The 18,126-nt window shown below is 58.4% G+C and carries 16 protein-coding genes; 10 read left to right on the top strand and 6 right to left on the bottom strand.

Annotated elements, in window-relative coordinates; translation table 11 throughout:
* Window positions 1-2 precede the first annotated feature (2 nt).
* From ACUXUR_RS20490 to ACUXUR_RS20450, 9 genes are all read left to right on the top strand, one after another.
* Window positions 3-866, top strand: coding sequence for an amidohydrolase family protein (locus ACUXUR_RS20490; RefSeq protein ID WP_445504208.1), 864 nt, complete (start codon window positions 3-5; stop codon window positions 864-866).
* A gap of 108 nt (window positions 867-974) precedes the next feature.
* Window positions 975-1,361 (top strand): acyl-CoA thioesterase, encoded by a 387-nt coding sequence (locus tag ACUXUR_RS20485; protein WP_445504207.1) that lies wholly within the window; start codon window positions 975-977, stop codon window positions 1,359-1,361.
* Between the two features lie 377 nt (window positions 1,362-1,738).
* Entirely contained in the window at window positions 1,739-3,289 is a 1,551-nt protein-coding gene (locus tag ACUXUR_RS20480; RefSeq protein WP_445504206.1) for a UbiA family prenyltransferase, read from the top strand.
* A 3-nt stretch (window positions 3,290-3,292) separates the two neighbouring features.
* Window positions 3,293-3,760, top strand: coding sequence for a GtrA family protein (locus ACUXUR_RS20475; protein ID WP_445504205.1), 468 nt, complete (start codon window positions 3,293-3,295; stop codon window positions 3,758-3,760).
* The gene (locus ACUXUR_RS20470) at window positions 3,757-5,091 is read left to right on the top strand and encodes an FAD-binding oxidoreductase (RefSeq protein ID WP_445504204.1); all 1,335 of its coding nucleotides are present in this window, start codon (window positions 3,757-3,759) and stop codon (window positions 5,089-5,091) included. The genes ACUXUR_RS20475 and ACUXUR_RS20470 overlap by 4 nt, the downstream gene beginning before the upstream one ends.
* A complete protein-coding gene (locus ACUXUR_RS20465) occupies window positions 5,091-5,834 on the top strand; it encodes an SDR family oxidoreductase (RefSeq protein WP_445504203.1) in 744 nt (247 codons plus the stop codon). Before ACUXUR_RS20470 ends, ACUXUR_RS20465 begins: the two co-directional genes overlap by 1 nt.
* Window positions 5,835-5,856: 22 nt before the next feature.
* Window positions 5,857-7,473, top strand: a complete 1,617-nt coding sequence (locus ACUXUR_RS20460; protein WP_445504202.1) for a hypothetical protein — start codon at window positions 5,857-5,859, stop codon at window positions 7,471-7,473.
* Complete coding sequence (locus tag ACUXUR_RS20455) at window positions 7,470-9,041, top strand: hypothetical protein (RefSeq protein ID WP_445504201.1); 1,572 nt, start codon at window positions 7,470-7,472, stop codon at window positions 9,039-9,041. The genes ACUXUR_RS20460 and ACUXUR_RS20455 overlap by 4 nt, the downstream gene beginning before the upstream one ends.
* Window positions 9,042-9,201: 160 nt before the next feature.
* The gene (locus tag ACUXUR_RS20450) at window positions 9,202-10,719 is read left to right on the top strand and encodes a hypothetical protein (protein WP_445504200.1); all 1,518 of its coding nucleotides are present in this window, start codon (window positions 9,202-9,204) and stop codon (window positions 10,717-10,719) included.
* A 5-nt stretch (window positions 10,720-10,724) separates the two neighbouring features.
* On the opposite strand, the gene ACUXUR_RS20445 is transcribed toward ACUXUR_RS20450, so the two are convergent.
* Complete coding sequence (locus ACUXUR_RS20445; protein ID WP_445504262.1) at window positions 10,725-11,261, bottom strand: hypothetical protein; 537 nt, start codon at window positions 11,259-11,261, stop codon at window positions 10,725-10,727.
* Here ACUXUR_RS20445 and ACUXUR_RS20440 point away from each other — a divergent pair.
* Window positions 11,225-12,406 (top strand): YihY/virulence factor BrkB family protein, encoded by a 1,182-nt coding sequence (locus tag ACUXUR_RS20440; RefSeq protein ID WP_445504199.1) that lies wholly within the window; start codon window positions 11,225-11,227, stop codon window positions 12,404-12,406. The two genes, ACUXUR_RS20445 and ACUXUR_RS20440, sit on opposite strands and share 37 nt — an antisense overlap.
* 73 nt (window positions 12,407-12,479) lie before the next feature.
* Here ACUXUR_RS20440 and ACUXUR_RS20435 read toward each other — a convergent pair whose 3' ends face one another.
* The 5 genes from ACUXUR_RS20435 to ACUXUR_RS20415 form a co-directional block, all read right to left on the bottom strand.
* Window positions 12,480-13,514 (bottom strand): UDP-glucuronic acid decarboxylase family protein, encoded by a 1,035-nt coding sequence (locus ACUXUR_RS20435; RefSeq protein WP_445504198.1) that lies wholly within the window; start codon window positions 13,512-13,514, stop codon window positions 12,480-12,482.
* 115 nt (window positions 13,515-13,629) lie between these two features.
* A complete protein-coding gene (locus ACUXUR_RS20430) occupies window positions 13,630-14,739 on the bottom strand; it encodes a CgeB family protein (protein WP_445504197.1) in 1,110 nt (369 codons plus the stop codon).
* Window positions 14,736-15,830 carry a CgeB family protein gene (locus ACUXUR_RS20425; protein ID WP_445504196.1) on the bottom strand — a complete coding sequence of 365 codons (1,095 nt, stop codon included), beginning with the start codon at window positions 15,828-15,830 and terminating at the stop codon, window positions 14,736-14,738. The genes ACUXUR_RS20430 and ACUXUR_RS20425 overlap by 4 nt, the downstream gene beginning before the upstream one ends.
* Window positions 15,827-16,939 carry a CgeB family protein gene (locus tag ACUXUR_RS20420; RefSeq protein WP_445504195.1) on the bottom strand — a complete coding sequence of 371 codons (1,113 nt, stop codon included), beginning with the start codon at window positions 16,937-16,939 and terminating at the stop codon, window positions 15,827-15,829. Before ACUXUR_RS20420 ends, ACUXUR_RS20425 begins: the two co-directional genes overlap by 4 nt.
* Window positions 16,936-18,072 carry a glycosyltransferase family 4 protein gene (locus ACUXUR_RS20415; protein WP_445504194.1) on the bottom strand — a complete coding sequence of 379 codons (1,137 nt, stop codon included), beginning with the start codon at window positions 18,070-18,072 and terminating at the stop codon, window positions 16,936-16,938. The genes ACUXUR_RS20420 and ACUXUR_RS20415 overlap by 4 nt, the downstream gene beginning before the upstream one ends.
* Window positions 18,073-18,126: the final 54 nt, after the last annotated feature.

The following is an 18,126-nucleotide window of genomic DNA, read 5'->3' as shown; positions in this document are numbered from 1 at the left end:
TCATGGGATCGATCCCGGCCAATTCGAGACCTCTCACCGGGCCGGCCCCCGCGCTGAAGGCACCAGCCGGTGCAACGGATTGCCACATTCATCTCTACCTCCCAGGCTTCGAGCCGCAGCCCGGAGGCCCTCCCATCGCAGAGCTGGCGACGGTGGAGGATTACGCTGTCGTTCAGAACCGGCTGGGGCTGGAGCGGGTCATCCTCACACAATCGAACGCCTATCAATTCGACAATGGGTCGATCCTGGCGGCACTCGAACAGATCGGGCCGGAGCGAGCAAGAGCGGTCATTGCCGTCTCGCCCGACATGACAGTGTCGGAGCTGGAACGCCTCCATGCCCGCGGCGTACGTGGCGCACGCATCATGAACTTGCCCGGTGGAGCGATGAAGATCGCCGATATGAAGCCTGTCGAGCGGCTCTGCCGATCCGTCGGGTGGAGCATGATCGTGCAGTTCAACGGACGGGAGATTGACCAACACATCGATGCGCTTCGCTCGATCGAGACCGATTATGTGATCGACCATATCGGCAAATTCATCGATCCTGTTCCTGCCGACGATCCGCGCGTGGACGCGATCCTCCGCCTGATCGACCGTGGCAATGCGTGGTTCAAGATCTGCGGATGCTACGAGACCAGTCTCGCGGGAGCGCCGGACTTTGCTGATGTCGCGGCCATCGCCAAGCGTGTCGTCAATCATGCGCCGGACCGCATCATCTGGGGCTCGAACTGGCCGCATGTGGGCGTTCCGCGCGAACGCTATCCAGACGATGCCGTTCTTCTGGACATTCTCCTGGACTGGGCCGCACCGGATCAGCGCCAGAAGATCCTGGTCGACAACCCGGCACGCCTTTACGGCTTCTGAGCGCTCGGCCTTCTCAACTGCGACGATCCTCAAGTCTATTGAAAACCGCACGAAACTCAGGCCCACTACGTATGGGTCCTGAGATCCGTTCAAGAATTGAGGGTGTCCATGAGTGCTGATCAGCCTGAAGAGCGCGAGGCTGTGATTCGAACGATCGCCATGCCTTCCGACACCAATCCCGCAGGGGATATCTTCGGCGGCTGGCTGATGTCTCAAATGGACTTGGCAGCCGGCAATGCGGCGGCCCGACGGGCCCGGGGGCGCTGCGTGACGGTTGCCGTCGACGCTATGACTTTTCACAGTCCAGTCCATGTGGGCGACGAGGTCTCAGTCTATGCCGACCTGATCTCGACAGGGCGGACATCCATGAAATTCCAGGTTGAAGCTTGGCGTCGCTCCCGAGATGGCGATGAGAAAATCAAGGTGACCGAAGCCGTGTTCACGTTCGTGGCTATCGACAGCGGCTCCCGGCCCCGCCCGCTGCCGCCGGGATAAACCCGAACTGTAGCTCTATCTGCTATTTCCCACAGCGTTGCAGTCTCTCGATTTGCAGCGACCATTTTTCCGCAATAAAGTAACAATAAAGTTGTCTGCCCCAAGGCTTATTGGTATCCAATTATCAATGGGATCTTGAGATATAGGGCGCCGTTCAGCAGAAACAGAATTACAGCGCTTGTGCCGTGAGCGAAGTCATCGTTTCATGGCGGACATGCTCTTGTGCAAGCCCATTCATCTCACTCAGGGGGATGATGTAGTAGATTTGGTAGTCCTAAGCGCCAACTGGACGTTCGGATTGTATTCATGTCTCATGGCTAATCTACCAGTAGACTTGCTGGTAAATCCCTCACGTTCGTTTGAAGGAGCATGGAGTCTTGGCTCGATTTGATACCCAATCTCAGCTCCAGAACGGCACGGCTCTTGATGACAGTGATTCACGGCAACCGGCAGAAATACAGCAGCCTTCCAACGCTCCGATAGAGATGTACGCAGGAGAGGCCGCTCTGGAAGGCAAGAACCGGCCATTGGTTGTCGACCTCGACGGCACGCTCGTCGCGTCCGATCTCCTGATCGAAACCGCTTTTTCTGAGCTGGGCCGACGTCCCCATTCTCTGGTCGAGATATTGGCGGCCCTCAAGCGCGGCAAGGCTGCGCTCAAGCATCGGCTGTCCGAACCGGTCGATTTCGACCCGAGCACCCTCCCCTACGATCCTGAGGTTCTCGCCCTCATCCGGCAGGCCAAGGCGGAGGGCCGCCAAGTCTATTTAGCCTCTGCCAGCCACGAGAAACTCGTTGGCCGTATTGCGAGCCATCTCGGGGATTTCGACGGTTGGTTCGCGACGAATGAGACCACCAATTTGGCAGGTTATAGGAAGGCCCAGCAGTTGGTCGAGGTCTTCGGAGAAAAAGGCTTCGACTACATCGGCAATGACGCGGCCGACCTGCCGGTCTGGCAGAAAGCAGCCAAGGCCTTCGCTATTCGCGCACCTGAGAGCGTCCGAAAGAAGCTTGTTGGCAGAGACGGTGAAATCGAGCATCTGCCCCATACGCGCCCGACGTGGCGCACCTGGGCAAAGATGCTCCGCGTGCACCAATATGCCAAGAACGCTCTGATCTTCGTGCCGCTGCTGACCTCCCATCTGTTGACTGCCGGCGCGATGGCTCATGCCCTGATAGCCTTCGTCGCGTTCTCGCTCTGCGCATCGAGCGTCTATATCCTCAATGACCTGGTGGATTTGCAGGATGACCGGCGGCATCGGACAAAGTGCAACCGCCCCTTGGCCCGCGGCGCCATTCCTCTCATGCAAGGGGTGATTGCGATCCCGCTCTTGTTCCTGAGCGCCATCGCCCTCGCGGCCACGGTCTCCCTTTCTTTCCTGGGGGTACTGCTCGGATATTTCGCTCTCACGACGGCATATTCGTTCGCTCTCAAACGCATGACGATCGTCGATGTGATCACTCTGGCCGGGCTCTATTCTGTCCGAGTCTTCGGAGGTGCGGTAGCCACGAACATTGTGATCTCCGAATGGCTTCTGGCTTTCTGCATGATGATCTTCATGTCGCTGGCTCTCATCAAACGCTATGTAGAACTTGCAGGCCGGCGCGACGCCAATCTGCCCGATCCGACAAGCCGCGGCTACAAGAACAGTGATCTCGACATCGTCGCAGCTCTCGCGGCCGGAGCCGGCTTCAACGCCGTTACGATCTTCACGCTCTACATTTCAAGCAGTGCCGTGAACCAGCTCTACACGCACCCGCGGATCCTATGGCTCGTGGGACCGCTTCTGATGTATTGGATCGCTCGGATCCTGATGCTGGCCGGCCGCCGGCTGGTGGATGAAGACCCTGTGGTCTTTGCGATCAAGGACAAGGTGAGTCTGGTGATCGTCGGCCTCACGGCTCTTTTCATTGTCGCGGCGATCTGATCCATGTCGTCGCAACACAAGGGACGTGATACGGCTCGTGCGAGACCTTCCTCCCGGTCAGCCGGCAATACGGCTGGAATGTTCATTCGCTACGTGCTGTTCGCAATTCTCGCGACGCTCGCCAATCTGCTGACGCAGGAAGCGACGATGCGCTTGGCCCCGGTGGCTCCTTTGACGTTGTCGATCCTCGTGGGCACGGTGGCAGGTTTCATCCTCAAGTATCTGCTCGACAAGAAATGGGTGTTTGACGACGGATATGACGGGCATAAGCAGGAACTGCAGAAGATCACCCTTTATGGGGCCTTCAGCATTCTGACGACGCTGGTCTTCTGGGGCTTCGAGATTGCTTTCTGGGCGGTCTGGCAGACCGATTTTGCCAAATACAGCGGTGCCGTGCTGGGGCTCGCCGTCGGCTATGCGGCAAAGTTCATGCTCGACCGGAGCTTTGTTTTCAAGGAGCGACAGGCATGACGGAACTGTCCGGCTGGGGGCGTTATCCCCGCCATCCGTCAGAGATGCTCAATCCCGCTTCTCCGACGGCGTTGCCGTCCCTCATGGCCTCGCATCCGGGAATTGTCGCTCGCGGGAATGGCCGCGCCTATGGTGACGCGGCGATCGGTGAGCGAACGACTCTCGTCACCCGAGGGCTCGACCGGATCCGCGCCTTCGATCCCATGACGGGCCGCGTTCGCGTAGAAGCGGGCCTTCTTCTCGCGGATCTCTTGGACGTGATGGTGCCAAGAGGGTTCTTTCCACCCGTCGTACCCGGCACGAAATTCGTGACCGTCGGTGGCATGATCGCCTCGGATGTGCACGGCAAGAATCATCACCGCGACGGCGGATTCGGCGATCACGTGGAGACGCTGACTCTCGCGCTGCCCGATGGGGGCCTCCTCACATGCTCGCGGACAGAGAATGCCGATCTTTTCTCCGCTACCATTGGCGGTATGGGCCTGACCGGCACGATTATCGAGGCGACATTCCAGCTCCGCCCCATCGAGACTGGATGGATGCGCCAGCAGACGATTGTTGCTCCCAATCTCGAGAGTGCACTTGAAGCCTTGCAGGCGAGCAGCGACGCGACCTATTCCGTCGCCTGGATCGATTGTCTGGCCCGGGGCAAATCCATGGGCCGCTCCCTCATTTTCGCAGCCGAGCACGCTACACAGAAAGATGCCGAAGCGCTTCGACCCGGAGGAGAACGCTTTTCGTCCTCGCGAACAGGTCGGCTGTCCGTGCCTGTCGACTTTCCGTCGTTCACCCTCAACCGGCTCTCGGTTGCGGCCTTCAATGAGATGTACTTCCGCGCCGGTGCCATGAAGGCGGGATACCCGTTCCTCGTGCACTGGAACCCTTACTTCTTCCCTCTCGACGGGATTGGGGATTGGAATCGCATCTACGGACGTCGCGGCTTTCTGCAATATCAATGCGTCATCCCGACGGCTCACGCGAGCTCTGCATTGAACAGCATCCTTGATCGCATCTCGCACCGGGGCACCGCCTCCTTCCTTGCCGTTCTCAAGCAGATGGGCCCCAGCCACGGCGACATCGCCTTCCCGATGGAAGGCTTCACGCTTGCTCTCGACATGCCTGTCAGCGACACGGCGTTTTCGCTGCTCGACGAACTCGACAAGATCGTGGTTGGGGCCGGCGGCCGGCTGTATCTGGCCAAGGATGCGCGTCAATCTCCTTCCACGTTCGAGGCCGGCTATCCCGGGTTGACACGATTCCGTAATCTGCGGCGGGCGATCGGAGCAACCGGCCGGATCTCCTCCCGTCTCTCGACCAGGCTTGGCATCTGATGGCTTCCTCCCAAACCCTTCTGCTCATCGGTGGCACGTCCGATATCGGACGTGCAACCGCACTCTGCTATGCAAAAGCCGGATGGCGCGTGCTGCTGGCGGCCCGCAGGGAGGATGAAGCGCGCCGCAACGCGGACGATATTGCCGCTCGCACTGGCATTGAGGTCACGACTCATCGGCTCGACATTCTCGAGACGCACAGCTTCGATACCTTCATTAGCGGACTGCCTCACCTTCCTGATACAGTGGTGTGCGTGGTCGGCGAACTGGGCGATCAGGCAAGGGGACAGAAGGATCCCGCCCACGCCACGCAGCTCCTGCGCACCAATTTCGAAGGCCCAGTCCTGCTTCTCGGTCTTTTTGCCGAGCGCTTCCTGGAGCGCGGATCCGGCACCATCGTCGGCGTGAGCTCGGTGGCAGGCGATCGCGGGCGCGGCTCCAACTATCTCTACGGTGCTGCCAAGGCTGGCTTCTCGGCCTTCCTGTCGGGGCTTCGCAACCGCCTCGCTCCTGCAGGACTGCGCGTGATCACCGTCAAGCCCGGTTTCGTACGCACGCAGATGACCGCAGGCATGAAACTGCCGCCCGTTCTCACGGCAGAGGCCGAAGAAGTTGGGCGAGCCATCTTCACGGCAGCCGAAAAGGGGGGCGGCGACATAATTTATGTTCGCCGCATCTGGCGGCCGGTGATGATGATTATAGGTAGTATCCCGGAGAGCATCTTCAAACGTCTGCGCCTCTAGCGACAGGAGCACAGTGAAGCCGATGGAAGCCCTTACGGAGCGACGCATACCGGTGAGGGCTCTCCTGCTCGTTGTAGCCGCCTCATGCGTGCTTCTGCTTGTTCTTCCAGGACAGACTGTCACCACACGCTACCTTGATGATCTGTTCGTCATTCTCGACGGCGCCTACCGCGTTGTCTCCGGTCAGGTCCCAAGCCGCGACTTTCACACGCCTCTGGGGCCTCTGGCCTATTACCTTCCGGCCGCGGGATATGCCCTCGCCGGGACACTGGGCGGCGCCATGCCTGCTGCGATGGCCCTCGCAATCCTCGCATTCTCTATGCCGACCATCCATATCCTCGGCTCGCGCCTGCATCCCTTCCTTGCGCTTCTCTTCGGTGTCCTTCTTCTGCTCATTCTCGCTGTGCCGATCAATCTCGGCGAGGGTATCACCGCTCTGTCCTTCGCGAAGTTCTATAACCGGATCGGATGGGTCGCATTGAGCATTCTGCTCATCATGTACCTGCGTCCCATACGCCTGCACAAACAGCAGGACCTATTCGATGCGCTCTGCGCAACAGGTCTAACCTTGGTAATGCTCTATACAAAGCTCACCTATGGCATCGCTGCCATTGCCTTTCTCGTTTTCATGCTCACGGATCGGCACCAAAGGCGCTGGTTCTTTGCAACTCTGGGACTTCTTGTCATCACATGCGTTGCCGTCGAGATGATCTGGCAATCGTCGCGAGCCTATCTCGCCGATCTTCATCTGGCTCTCAACGTCGGAGGGCGCTTGCGTGGCACGTGGGGGCAGATCGCTGATCACATCCTGGGCAATCTGACCGATTACGTGATTCTCGCCATATTCGCTGGACTCGCTCTCGGGCGCACCCGCAGCTTGCGTGATGGCCTTTTCTATCTCTTCTGCGCTACCACAGGCTTTCTCATCATCAATCAGAATTTTCAGGCCTGGGGAATCATCATTCTGTATACGGCTTCCGCGGTCGCGGCAGAAACAATCCTGCGCTTCGAGGGCAAAGATGCCGCGAATCCTATCGAGCGGCACTGGTCGGTTCGTGGAGGCGCAAAACTCCTCTTTCTGGCTCTTGTCCTGCCTACGATCGTGCATTGTACGGCGGCGCTTGGACTTCACATGATTTCAGCGAGCACCCGCGCCGGGCAATCCATTGCACTTCCCCATCTCGAGCAAGTTCGAATAGCGAATTTATGGACATGGGGCGAATACGATACGGCCGATCTGTATCTGACGACGATACGTGACGGCGCCAAGCTGCTCTCTGAAATGAACTTAAACGGTGAGAAGATCTTTGCTCTCGATTTCGCCAATCCATTCCCCATGATCCTCAATACCCCACCTCCAAAGGGAGACATGCCCTGGCTGCAGTGGGAGCACACTCTCAATACATCGGCGTTCATCCCTGCCAAGACCCTTATGACCGACGTCGCTCTTGTGATGGAACCCAAGCCTGCGGGAGATGCAACTCAACCTGAACCCGCAAGAGAAGGCCTTAGGACCCTCTACGGCCGCTATATCGCCGAATATTTCGAGATTGCACGAGAGACGGATCATTGGAAGGTCTACCGTCGCCGCTCTCAGCCCAGTCCCGGAGCCGTTTTGAACCATACGGAGCCTTCATGAGACTGGCGCAGAATGGATCATCTTGGTCGGCAGGAGCCATTCTGTTTGCGGCAATCGTCTTTGCTGCCGTTCTCGCCGCACCGGGCGTGACCGTCACCGCATCTTATGTCAACGATCTCTTTATCTTTCTCGATGGTGCACACCGCATCGCCTCGGGGCAGATCCCCAACAGAGACTTTCATACAGCCCTGGGTCCTCTCTCATTTTATATACCGGCATGGGGTTACTGGCTGTCTGGAAGCATGGGCGGCGCCATGCCTGACGGCATGGCCTTGGTTACTCTCGTCCTTGCCCTGCCCATCGCCCATGTTCTGAGCTCCCGCCTTCACCCTGTTCTTGCGCTTCCTTTTGGCGTGTTCCTGATTCTCGTGCTGGCCGTTCCCTTGAACCTTGGCGAGAGCATCACGGCGCTGTCCTTCGCCATGTTCTACAACCGGATTGGCTGGGCGGCTTTAGGGGCGCTTCTCGTGATGTATCTGCGCCCGGAGCGATGTCGTCCATGGCAGGAAGCCATCGATGCTCTCTGCGCTGCCGCGCTGACCTTGGTGATGCTTTATACGAAAATAACCTATGGTCTTGTTGCTGCTTCTTTCCTGATCTTCCTCCTCTTCGATCCTCACCAGCGCCGGTGGGTTGCAGCTGCCATTGCTGTCGGGCTGATCTCCGGCATCGGGATTGAAGCATTCTGGCAATCCACGCCGGCTTATATCGCCGACCTCGTTATAAGCGCTCAGGTGAGCGGTTCGCGAAGCCCTGCTGCTCTTACCATCACATTCATCCGACACCTTGCCGATTACACTTTGCTTGGCATTTTCGCTGCCTTGGTTCTGTCGCGGACCCGCAACCTGCGCGATCTCCTGTTCTTTGTCTTCTGCACCATCCCTGGCCTCCTGATCCAGAACCAGAATTCCCAACCTTGGGGGATTCTGACCATCCACGCCGGCGCGGCAGTGGCTGCGGAAATGATCTTACGATTGCAAGCGCAGCATTCTTCCCAAAAGCTTCCTCCCCCGTCATTTGCCACAGGAGCTCCCCTGCTTCTGGCGGCGATGATCCTACCGATCATGCTTCAAAACGCCCTAGCTCTCGGACTGCATTCCATCTTGGCCGCGACTCGCACCGGCAAGGCATTCGATCTCCCGAAATTTGCAGAGATCAGACTCATCTCTCCTTGGATATCGAACGAGAAAACCTTGATGCATGTCTATCTTGAAAGCATCGAGAGTGGCGCCCGCACTTTGGAGAGCCTTCCGGAAGCCCCGGTAAAAGTATCTGTTCTCGATTTCGCAAATCCGTTCTCGGCCGGACTGGGGCTGTTACCGCCCCGTGGCGACAGTGCTTGGCTGCATTGGAATCGGAATGTCAATGCGAGCCATTTCACGCCACCGGAACAGTACTTCGCCGACGTGAACATCCTGATGCTGCCCAAATGGGGCATCAACCCCGCTCCGCTGCGTGAGCTCTATCGAGAGTACGTTGATTCAGCATTCGAACCTCTTCGCGACACTGAAGGTTGGGCCATTTACCGACGGAAGACCCGAGAAGTTGCGGCCAAGGCTCCTTTCTAGAGGAACATGAGCGCGCGTTCGTGGTTGTGGCTTGGGAGTGACCTTGACCATGACAGCTTGGACGCAACGCTCAGTCTCTGTCGCGCTGTTTGTGATTGCCTTAGCTGCAATTTGCTCCCTCATGCTTGCTTGGCCTGGGCAAACGGTCACAACCAGGTACGTGAACGATCTCTTTATCTTCCTCGACGGCGTTCACCGTATCCAGCTTGGCCAAATTCCCAACCGTGACTTTCACACGGCTCTTGGTCCGCTCGTTTATTATGCGCCCGCTGTCGGTTATTGGCTTTCGGGAAGCTTCGGAGGCGCAATGCCGGTAGGTATGGCGCTCCTCGTCATGGCTCTCGCGCTACCGGCAGCCCATATTCTCAACTCGCGCCTGAGACCAGCCGTCGCCTTTCCCCTGGCCTTCTGTCTTATTCTGATTGCCGCCGTGCCGATCAATCTTGGCGAGAGCATCAGCGCCCTCTCCTTCGCCATGTTCTATAATCGCATTGGATGGGCAGCACTTGGCTTTCTGCTCGTCATGTATCTTCGTCCTGAGCGATCCTGCCGCTATCAGCGCAGCCTCGATGCTTTAAGCGCAGCCTTTCTCGTGATCCTGATGCTGTACATCAAAATCAGCTACGGGATTGTCGGCATAGGCTTTCTCGTCTTTCTTCTTGTCGACCCACGCCAGCGCCTGTGGGCGCTAGGCGCACTTGGCCTTGTGACGGCTACCTGCTTCGTCATTGAAGTCTTCTGGCAGGGGACGAGAGCTCACATTGCAGACCTCTTTCTCGCCGGAAAGGTCAGCGGCAGCTTGAAGCCTCTTGATGAAATAGCCCAAGTTCTATTTCGAAACTTGGCTGATTTTGTGGTCTTCACTCTGTTCGTCGGCCTTGTGCTCTGGCGCACGAGAAGCACCCGCGATCTGTTGTTCTTCGGCTTTTGTGCAGCATCCGGCTCCCTGCTGATCATGCAGAATTATCAGAACTGGGGCGTGATGACTCTTGCAGCTGGCGCTGCCGTTGCGGTGGAGCTGTTGGCTCGCGCCGACGGCCCGGTTGCGGAGAAGTGGCGCTCGTCCTTGGCTGTCGGCACTCAGCTCCTCCTCTTCGCCTTTGTTCTCCCTGGGAGCCTCCATAATGCAGCAGCCCTAGGCCTTCATACCGGACTGGCAAGCCTGGATCAGGGAGAGGCCGTACCTCTTCCTCACTTTCGCGGAATCAAATTGGCTCACCTCTGGAATGAGGAAGATTACGGCGCCTTCACTCGATATTTCACCAGCATTGCAGATGGGGCGAGCGCCCTGGCGAACCTGAGACATGAGAAGGATCACGTATTGGTTCTCGACTTCGTCAGCCCCTTTTCCGCCGGCCTTGGCCTCACGGCGCCTCAAGGAGACAGCACTTGGCATCATTGGGGGCGCACGCTGGATGAGGATAGCCACCTGCCCGCCAAAGCACTCTTCCGCAATGTTCGGGTCGTGATGGAACCCAAATGGCCGATCGATAACGCTACGGCCGAAGGCCTCAAGACTATCTACGTCGAATATCTCGAGGATCGCTATGAGCTTGCGCGGGAAACAGCGGACTGGAAGATCTATGTCCTGCGTGCACCGCCCGCCGAGACGGTCAGTCGCTACCGGAGCTTTTCACCTGACGATCCGAACATCAGGCTTCTGCTCGACGGGGGCTGACCCTCTTACGGAGGAGTTGCAACACCGCGCAGGCGAGGCAGAGCTAATGTCTCGTGCGAAGCCATACGCCGTCCACGCCATTCATGATCTATAAGGACGAGAAGGCAAAGTACCATAGTCCAGCCGTAGACAGATCCGGTCGTGAGTTGAATCCATCTCGGCTTCGCGAGTTGATCAATGACGAATGGCACCGGCACAAGGAGCAGCAGGGCGACGACGCGCATCACTGGCTTATGCCAGTCGCTCCAAATCACCGGCAGCAAAAAGACCTGCAATGGATCCAGCCGAGAGGCGAGGTCAGGAGCGAAGCCACCAAGCCCAGAGCACTGATCGCCAATCTCAAGTGAAGAACCTGAGCCGCTGGGTGTAGCGCTGTGCATGGGTGTGCCCGGTCCCCTGCAAGGACGCTCGTCCTCGGGCTGTGGAACTCGTGACTTCGCAACGAGGTTTACGGATGAGCCGAGCCTGTCCGGCTGGCAAGTGAACAGTGAGGCCCAGTCCAACGATGGCGAATAATCCAGCGGTTCAGCAACCAGATTCATCCCCAACTCCTTCAGCGATGGCAACCATGGCCGCTGTCGTTGTCGGCTGGGCTCTTATCAGGTTAATCGCTGCTGGCGAGCACCATCCCGCGCCTGTCTCAGGCAGGTCTCCGGATCGGCGGACAGGTCAAGCTCGGCGTCCCCCTGATACGGGGTTCTCCGAAAAGCAACACGCCAATCCCCACGCTGCGGCAGCGGAGAGAGGCCGCGGGCGCGAGGCAGACAAGCCGACGGAGATTCCTGCAAAGGGCTGGAAGGACATTCTTTGGCGCACCTATGAGGAGTTCGGCAAGGACCGGATCACCTCAGTTGCGGCAGGCGTCACCTATTACGCGCTTCTGGCGATCTTCCCGGCCATTGCAGCCCTGGTTTCCATCTACGGCCTCTTTGCCGATCCGGCTACAATCCAGGATCATCTGAATGCAATGTCGGGTGTTCTTCCGGGCGGCGCACTCGAAATTGTCGGCGAGCAGGTCAAGCGAATCTCTTCTCAAGGCGGTGGCGCGCTTGGTTTCGGATTCATCTTCGGCCTCCTCCTCTCTCTGTGGAGTGCCAATGCCGGCATGAAGGCGATCTTTGACGCACTCAACATCGTCAATGACGAAGACGAGAAGCGCAGCTTTATTCGCCTCAACCTGGTTTCACTTTCCTTCACGCTTGGTGCGATCCTCTTCATTCTCCTTGCACTCGGCGGCATCGTCGTCCTCCCGATCATTCTCGAGTTCATTGGTCTCGGAAGCGGAACGGAGTGGCTCCTTGCCATCATTCGTTGGCCGGTTCTCCTCATTGGCGTGACACTTGGTCTGTCTCTGATCTATCGCTTCGGACCGAGCCGCGACAAAGCCGACTGGCATTGGGTCACCCCCGGTGGCCTTATCGCCGCCGTCCTATGGATTGCGGTGTCAATGCTTTTCTCGTGGTATGTCTCGAACTTCGGCAGCTACAACGAGACTTACGGCTCACTGGGAGCGGTGATCGGCTTCATGACTTGGATCTGGTTGTCGAGCATCGTCGTGTTGCTGGGAGCTGAGATCAATGCCGAGATGGAACATCAGACGGTGAAGGACACCACTGAGGGAGTCCAGCAGCCCATGGGCAGGCGCGGCGCGAAGATGGCCGACACAGTTGGCGTCGCGAAGGCCTGAACCTCCCTCTAATGATGAGAAAGGCGCCGGTTCATACCGGCGCCTCATGTGTTTCATAAGAAAGATACTTGCTCTAAGCCTGCCCCGCCGCGACGGCCCCCTGAAGCATTGTTGGAGCGCGAGGCGCCTTGCTGCTGTCGGAGCGTTCATTTGCGAACCAAGCAATGGTTTCCTTCAATCCGACATCAAGAGACGTTTTCGGGGACCATCCCAGAAGCTGCTTGGCGAGAGCGATATCAGGCCGCCGCCGCCGGGGATCGTCTACCGGCAGGGGACGCGTGACGATTTGCGAAGGTGAGCCCGTCAGCGCCAAAACCTTCTGCGCCAGATCGCCGACGGTGAGTTCCACAGGATTGCCGAGATTAACCGCTCCGGGGAAAGCTCCGTTGTAAGCCATGAGGCGCATGAATCCATCCACGAGATCCGACACATAACAGAAGGAGCGTGTCTGGCTTCCATCGCCATAGATCGTGATGTCCTCACCGGCGAGTGCCTGGCAAATGACGTTGGAGACAACGCGGCCGTCATCCGCGCGCATGCGAGGTCCATAGGTATTGAAAATCCGCGCCACGCGAACATCGGCACGCGCAGCGCGGGCAAAATCAAACGTCAGGGTTTCCGCCGCACGCTTTCCTTCATCATAGCAGGCGCGCGGGCCTGTGGGATTCACGTTCCCCCAATAGCTTTCCTTCTGCGGATGAACTTCAGGATCGCCGTAGATTTCACTGGTAGAGGCCAGGAAGAAGCGCGCTCCGATATCCTCAGCGAGCGTGAGGAGATTGTGGGTTCCAACAACGCTGGTCAACATCGTGTGCTCAGGATCCGCCTGATAATGAGGCGGAGAGGCAGCGCAGGCGAGATTGAAGATCTCATCGAACTTCAACTTTCTGGAGCGCAAGCGGGGCGGCAAGGGCTTGATGATATCGCTGTCCACAAGATCGAAACGAGGCTCGCGCTCAAGGTGCCTCAAGTTCTGCTTTCGGCCCGTTTGAAAATTGTCGAGAGCCACCACATGAGCGCCTTCGCTCAGAAGAGCGTCGCACAAATGCGATCCGAGGAATCCGGCTCCACCCGCGACAAGGACGAGCTTGCTCTTGCCATTCTTCATGAAGACGATCTCCTTATCGGACCACCAACAACGGTCCGGAGGTACAAACCTTTATCGGTCCAACGTCCGAAGCTTGGCTTGGTTCACTGCCAAGTTCAGAATCTATTCACGAAATTCAGGCCCCCACTTCCATTGCGAGACGAAGTTCCTGCTTCCGGCGCCCCAGAGCCTCGATCAGATCCCGCTCCATGGCAGCAGCCCGATGGAAAGCCGTATGCTCAGCGAGAATTCTTTCCCGCGCAGCTTGTCCCATGATAGAGCGTCGCGCCTCATCCCAGTCTTGGAGGACCTGAATGACCTCGGCCGCTTGTCGAGCAAGAACGATCTCACTTCCAGGCTTCAGCAGTGTCTCGATTCCGTCCCAGCGGTCGGAAATAATCGGCGTCCCACAGGCAGCAGCCTCGAACAAGCGCACGCTTGGACTGTACCCCGCGCGGATCATGTCGATGCGTGTGACATTGAGGGTGTAGCAGCTTGCTGCATAGAAGGCAGGGTGTTCGCTGGGAGGTACGTGATCAATGCGCTCAACGTTCTCCGGCCACACGATCTCAGCTGGATATTGAGGACCTGCAACGACGAAGCGCAGATGCGGCGCCCGCCTGGCCGGCTCGATCAGAAGCTGCTCGAGGACCGGCTGCCGGTCCGGGCTATAGGTGCCGAGATAGCTCAGGTCCCATCGCTTCTGTGTATCGAGAACGGGATAAAGCTCCGGATCAACAGAACAATAGAGCGCCCGCGCCGCAGGTGAGCCGTATCGGTCCATCAACAGGTTGAGCGTAGTGCCACCCGTGAATGAGAAATACACGTCATAGTTTGGGATCAGCTGGGGTGAGAGATATTCGTAATCACCTCTCTCAAGCTTCGCCAAGGTCACCGGAGTGTCGATATCGTAGAAGGCAACGACACCTCCTGCTGCCTCCTGCACCCAGCGCCCGACAGCCACGCCCTCGGGCACGTAGGATCCCACTATCACTGCATCGGCCGAAGCGATCCTTTCCTTATAACGCTCAAGATCTTCAAGGCTCGTGTAGAACTCAAGATCGCAGAACTCCGGATCCATGAGATCTCGATGCGCCGCATACCAAGGTACATCGCGTTCAAGAAAAACCACATCGTGCCCACGTGCCGCGAAGGCCTTCAGCAGGGCGCGGAATGTCGTGGCATGCCCATTGCCCCAGGAGGATGAGAGGCTCAAGCCCAGAACGATGACACGCAACCCGCTCACGCAACGCTCCTCTCCCGCCTTTGGGAGGCGGCTTCACGCAGGATGGTATCGACTTCGGCTCCTCTGCGGGCATAGGTGTGCTCAGCTATGATGCGTCGGCGCGCGGCGTCGCCGATGGCCTTGGCGCGCTCGGGCGTCAGTGCTTCCACATGGGCGGCCACATCCTTGCCGTCGCGAGCGACGAGAACCTCTTCCCCTTCCTTCAGGAAGAGCTCAAGACCAACCCAGGCATCCGTGATCAAGCACGCACCTGCGCCAGCGGCCTCGAACACGCGGGTTGCGGGAGAGTAGCCCGTCGTCGCCATGGAGTCGCGTGCGATGTTGAGCACGGCGAGCGGACTTGTATTGAAGGCGTTGTGATCGCGCGTATAGACATGCCCAATATGGCTCACGTTCGACGGCATGCCTTTCGTTTCCCATCCATTGCCCCCAATCAGGAATCGGCGCCCCGGCAGGCGCGCCGCCGGCTCCAGGAAGAACTGTTCAACGCGCGCCTCGCGATCAGGCAAGCGGTTTCCAAGGAAGGACAGATCGGCCTTGAAGCGTTCATCGGTCGGAACCGGGTGATGGGTCGAGGGATCGAGCGCGTTGTAGATCGGAATGCACCGACGTGCACCGAAACCTTCATAAGCCTCGATGACCGGCGGACCACCGCCATAGGTCAGCACGAAGTCGAGAGCGGGCAGCGTGCGTCGCAAGAGGTGATCTGGGCCTTCGCGCAGTTCCGCGAGCGTTGCTGGCGCATCCACATCCCAGAAGATTCGGATGGCATCAGGTCTGGAGGCTGCGACGACCCCTTCGAGCAATTCATTGTCGAAGACACCGACGCCGGAGGCCTTCACCACCACGTCGGCTTTCGCTGCCTCTGCCACGACAGCGCGCATGGCCTCTTCGGTCGCAGGATAGACCTTCACCTCCGCCCATTCCGGCGGCTCGATGTCGCGATGCTTCTGGCGATCGAAGGCATCAGGCTCATAGAAGGTGATGCTGTAGCCACGCCGGGCGAGCTCGCACAACATGCCTCGGTAATAGGTCGCCGCACCGTTCCAATAGGAGGAGAGAAGGCTGGAGCCGTAAAAGGCGATCTTCATGCGGACATCTCCATCGGCGCTGTCGTGCCGTAGGTTTCGAGAATGGTGAGAAGCTGTTCTGCGCGATGCGTACAGGAATGACGGCTACGAATGGCAGCCAGCCCATGGGCTATGAGCGAATGCCGCAAATCCGCATCGTGGCGAATGGCAGCGAGATGACGCATCATCTCGCTCTCATCACGAGCCACGAGAAAATCAGTACCGGGATTGAAGAGCCCCTCCGAGTCGATCCAGGGCGCGGAGACGAGAGGAATACCGCAGGCCAGCGCCTCGAAAACACGGATCGTGGGAATGCCGGGAAGCATATCAACATAGAAGCGACGTGGCACATGCACGGTAGCGAGGTGCTTGGCGAATACCTCAGGCGCTCTGGCATTCGGCAGCCAGCCGCGATAGGTCACGCCGTAACGGGAAAGAGTTTCAAGGGCGTGCTCGGGATAGCGCACGCCGTAAATCTCAAGCGGCAGGCCAAGGGATTGAGCGGGGCGAAACAGGAAAGTTTCCAGCTCGGCACTGCGCTCGTCATCGCCCCAATTCCCGATCCAGACCAGCCCCTCGCGCTCTGTCTCAGTGGCGGGAGGATGAAAGAGGCGGGTATCAGCGGCCTCATGCCAGACGTGAACATGGTCTTCCCATCCCCATCGCCGATAAACCTCTGCAAGCGTTTCTCCAAAAGCGAGCACGCCATCATAGCCGCTGAGATCGAATTGTCGGATTGCATTCGGATCGCTGACGGCGCGGTGATGCGTATCGTGAAAGAGAAGCGTGAAACGGGCACCCTGACGTCGCAACCTGCCGATAGCCGCGACGAGCCACGGATCGTTCCATTCGTGCACGATCACCACATGGGCATCAGACACCATCTCTTCGAGATCAGCATCTGCACCGAACGCTATCGAGGACAATTCCGGATAAAGCTTGCGATAGGCGTCCAGACCGGCTTCGCCGTGATCTTTTAGGAGATTTTCAAGACTCCAGCCACCCTGAGGCTCGTAGGCTACGACCTCATGTCCACGGTGGATGAGATCACGCAGAACCCCTCTCAGGAAGTGGGCGTTGCCGTGATTCCAGCAGGATGCGAGAGAATGCGTAAAATAGGCGAACTTCATGCAGCAGCCCCCTTCAGGGAGATGAGTTCGAATCGAGAGGGTAGCAGCGACCGGTAAGTTTCCAGGACACCCGCGCTCATGGCTTCAACGCTATAGGCAGCCGCCCGCTTCTTGGCGGCTTCTCCCATTTGGCGGCGGGTCGCCTCGTCAGCTGCAAGGTGTTCGATGGCTTGCGCCAGTGCCTGATCGTCGTCAGGAGCCACGAAGACAGCCTCACCATCCCATAACTCTCGGAAGGTCGGGATATCGGAAAGGATGAGGGCACAGCCGGCCTGTGCAGCCTCGAGCGCAGCGAGGCCAAAAGGTTCATACTTGGCAACCGAAACGAAGATTGGCTGCGCGCTCAGATATCGGGCAATGTCGTCATCGCTCAATCGGCCAAGCGAGATGGCGTGACGAGCTTCAACCTGCGTTCCGTTTGGCCCCTTGAGAGGACCTGCGGCAAGAACCGGAAATGAAAGGCGTTCTGCGGAGCGGTCAATTGTCACAAAATTCTTGCCGTCATCCCATAGGCGACCGGCCGTGAATGCAAAAATGTCGCGTGAGACAGGCTCTCCCGCCGGCATGACTCTACGCCCATTCCGCACGACTGCAGGTGCCGCGGCAAGGTTATAGGTACGAGCAGTAGCATTTGCGAAAGCTGCCGTTGGCGCCAGCAGCTTGTCGGCAACATGATATCCCTGATGCATCAAGTTCGCCCGCCATACGAACTCTTCCGGCAGAGAACCACCACGCACGGCCTCCCACCAGGTGGCGACACAGGAATGGCAGACGGCAACGATCGGGCAGTCATGCTGGCCGCTCGCGGCAAGTGCCGGACTATTGAGGTGGACAATGTCCGGCTTGATCTGTGCGGAGATACGCGCAATAGCCCGTCCAGCCTCCTCCACCTCTCGTGGCCTCTCAGCCGTCCAGTCGAGAGGGAGGTCTGTCGTGATCAGATCAATAGCTGCAGCCTTGGCCCGCTTGATTTGATCATTAGAAGGCGCAGGACCAAACACGGCGAGAGTTGTTTCGACACCGTACGCGCGTAAGCCCTCAGCAACGTCCAGCGCATACTGCCAGACGCCACCGACCGCGTCCGCCGTCATGAGCACGCGAAGAGAGGATGCGCCCCGTGTCGATACAGACATGTCTCTCTCATCTCCTTTAGAACGAGCAGACCTGATTTAGATCGATCAGTAAGA

It is taken from the genome of Microvirga medicaginis, assembly GCF_052658925.1.
The sequence above is the reverse complement of the archived record's forward strand: the minus strand, read 5'-3'. Positions and strand labels throughout refer to the sequence as shown.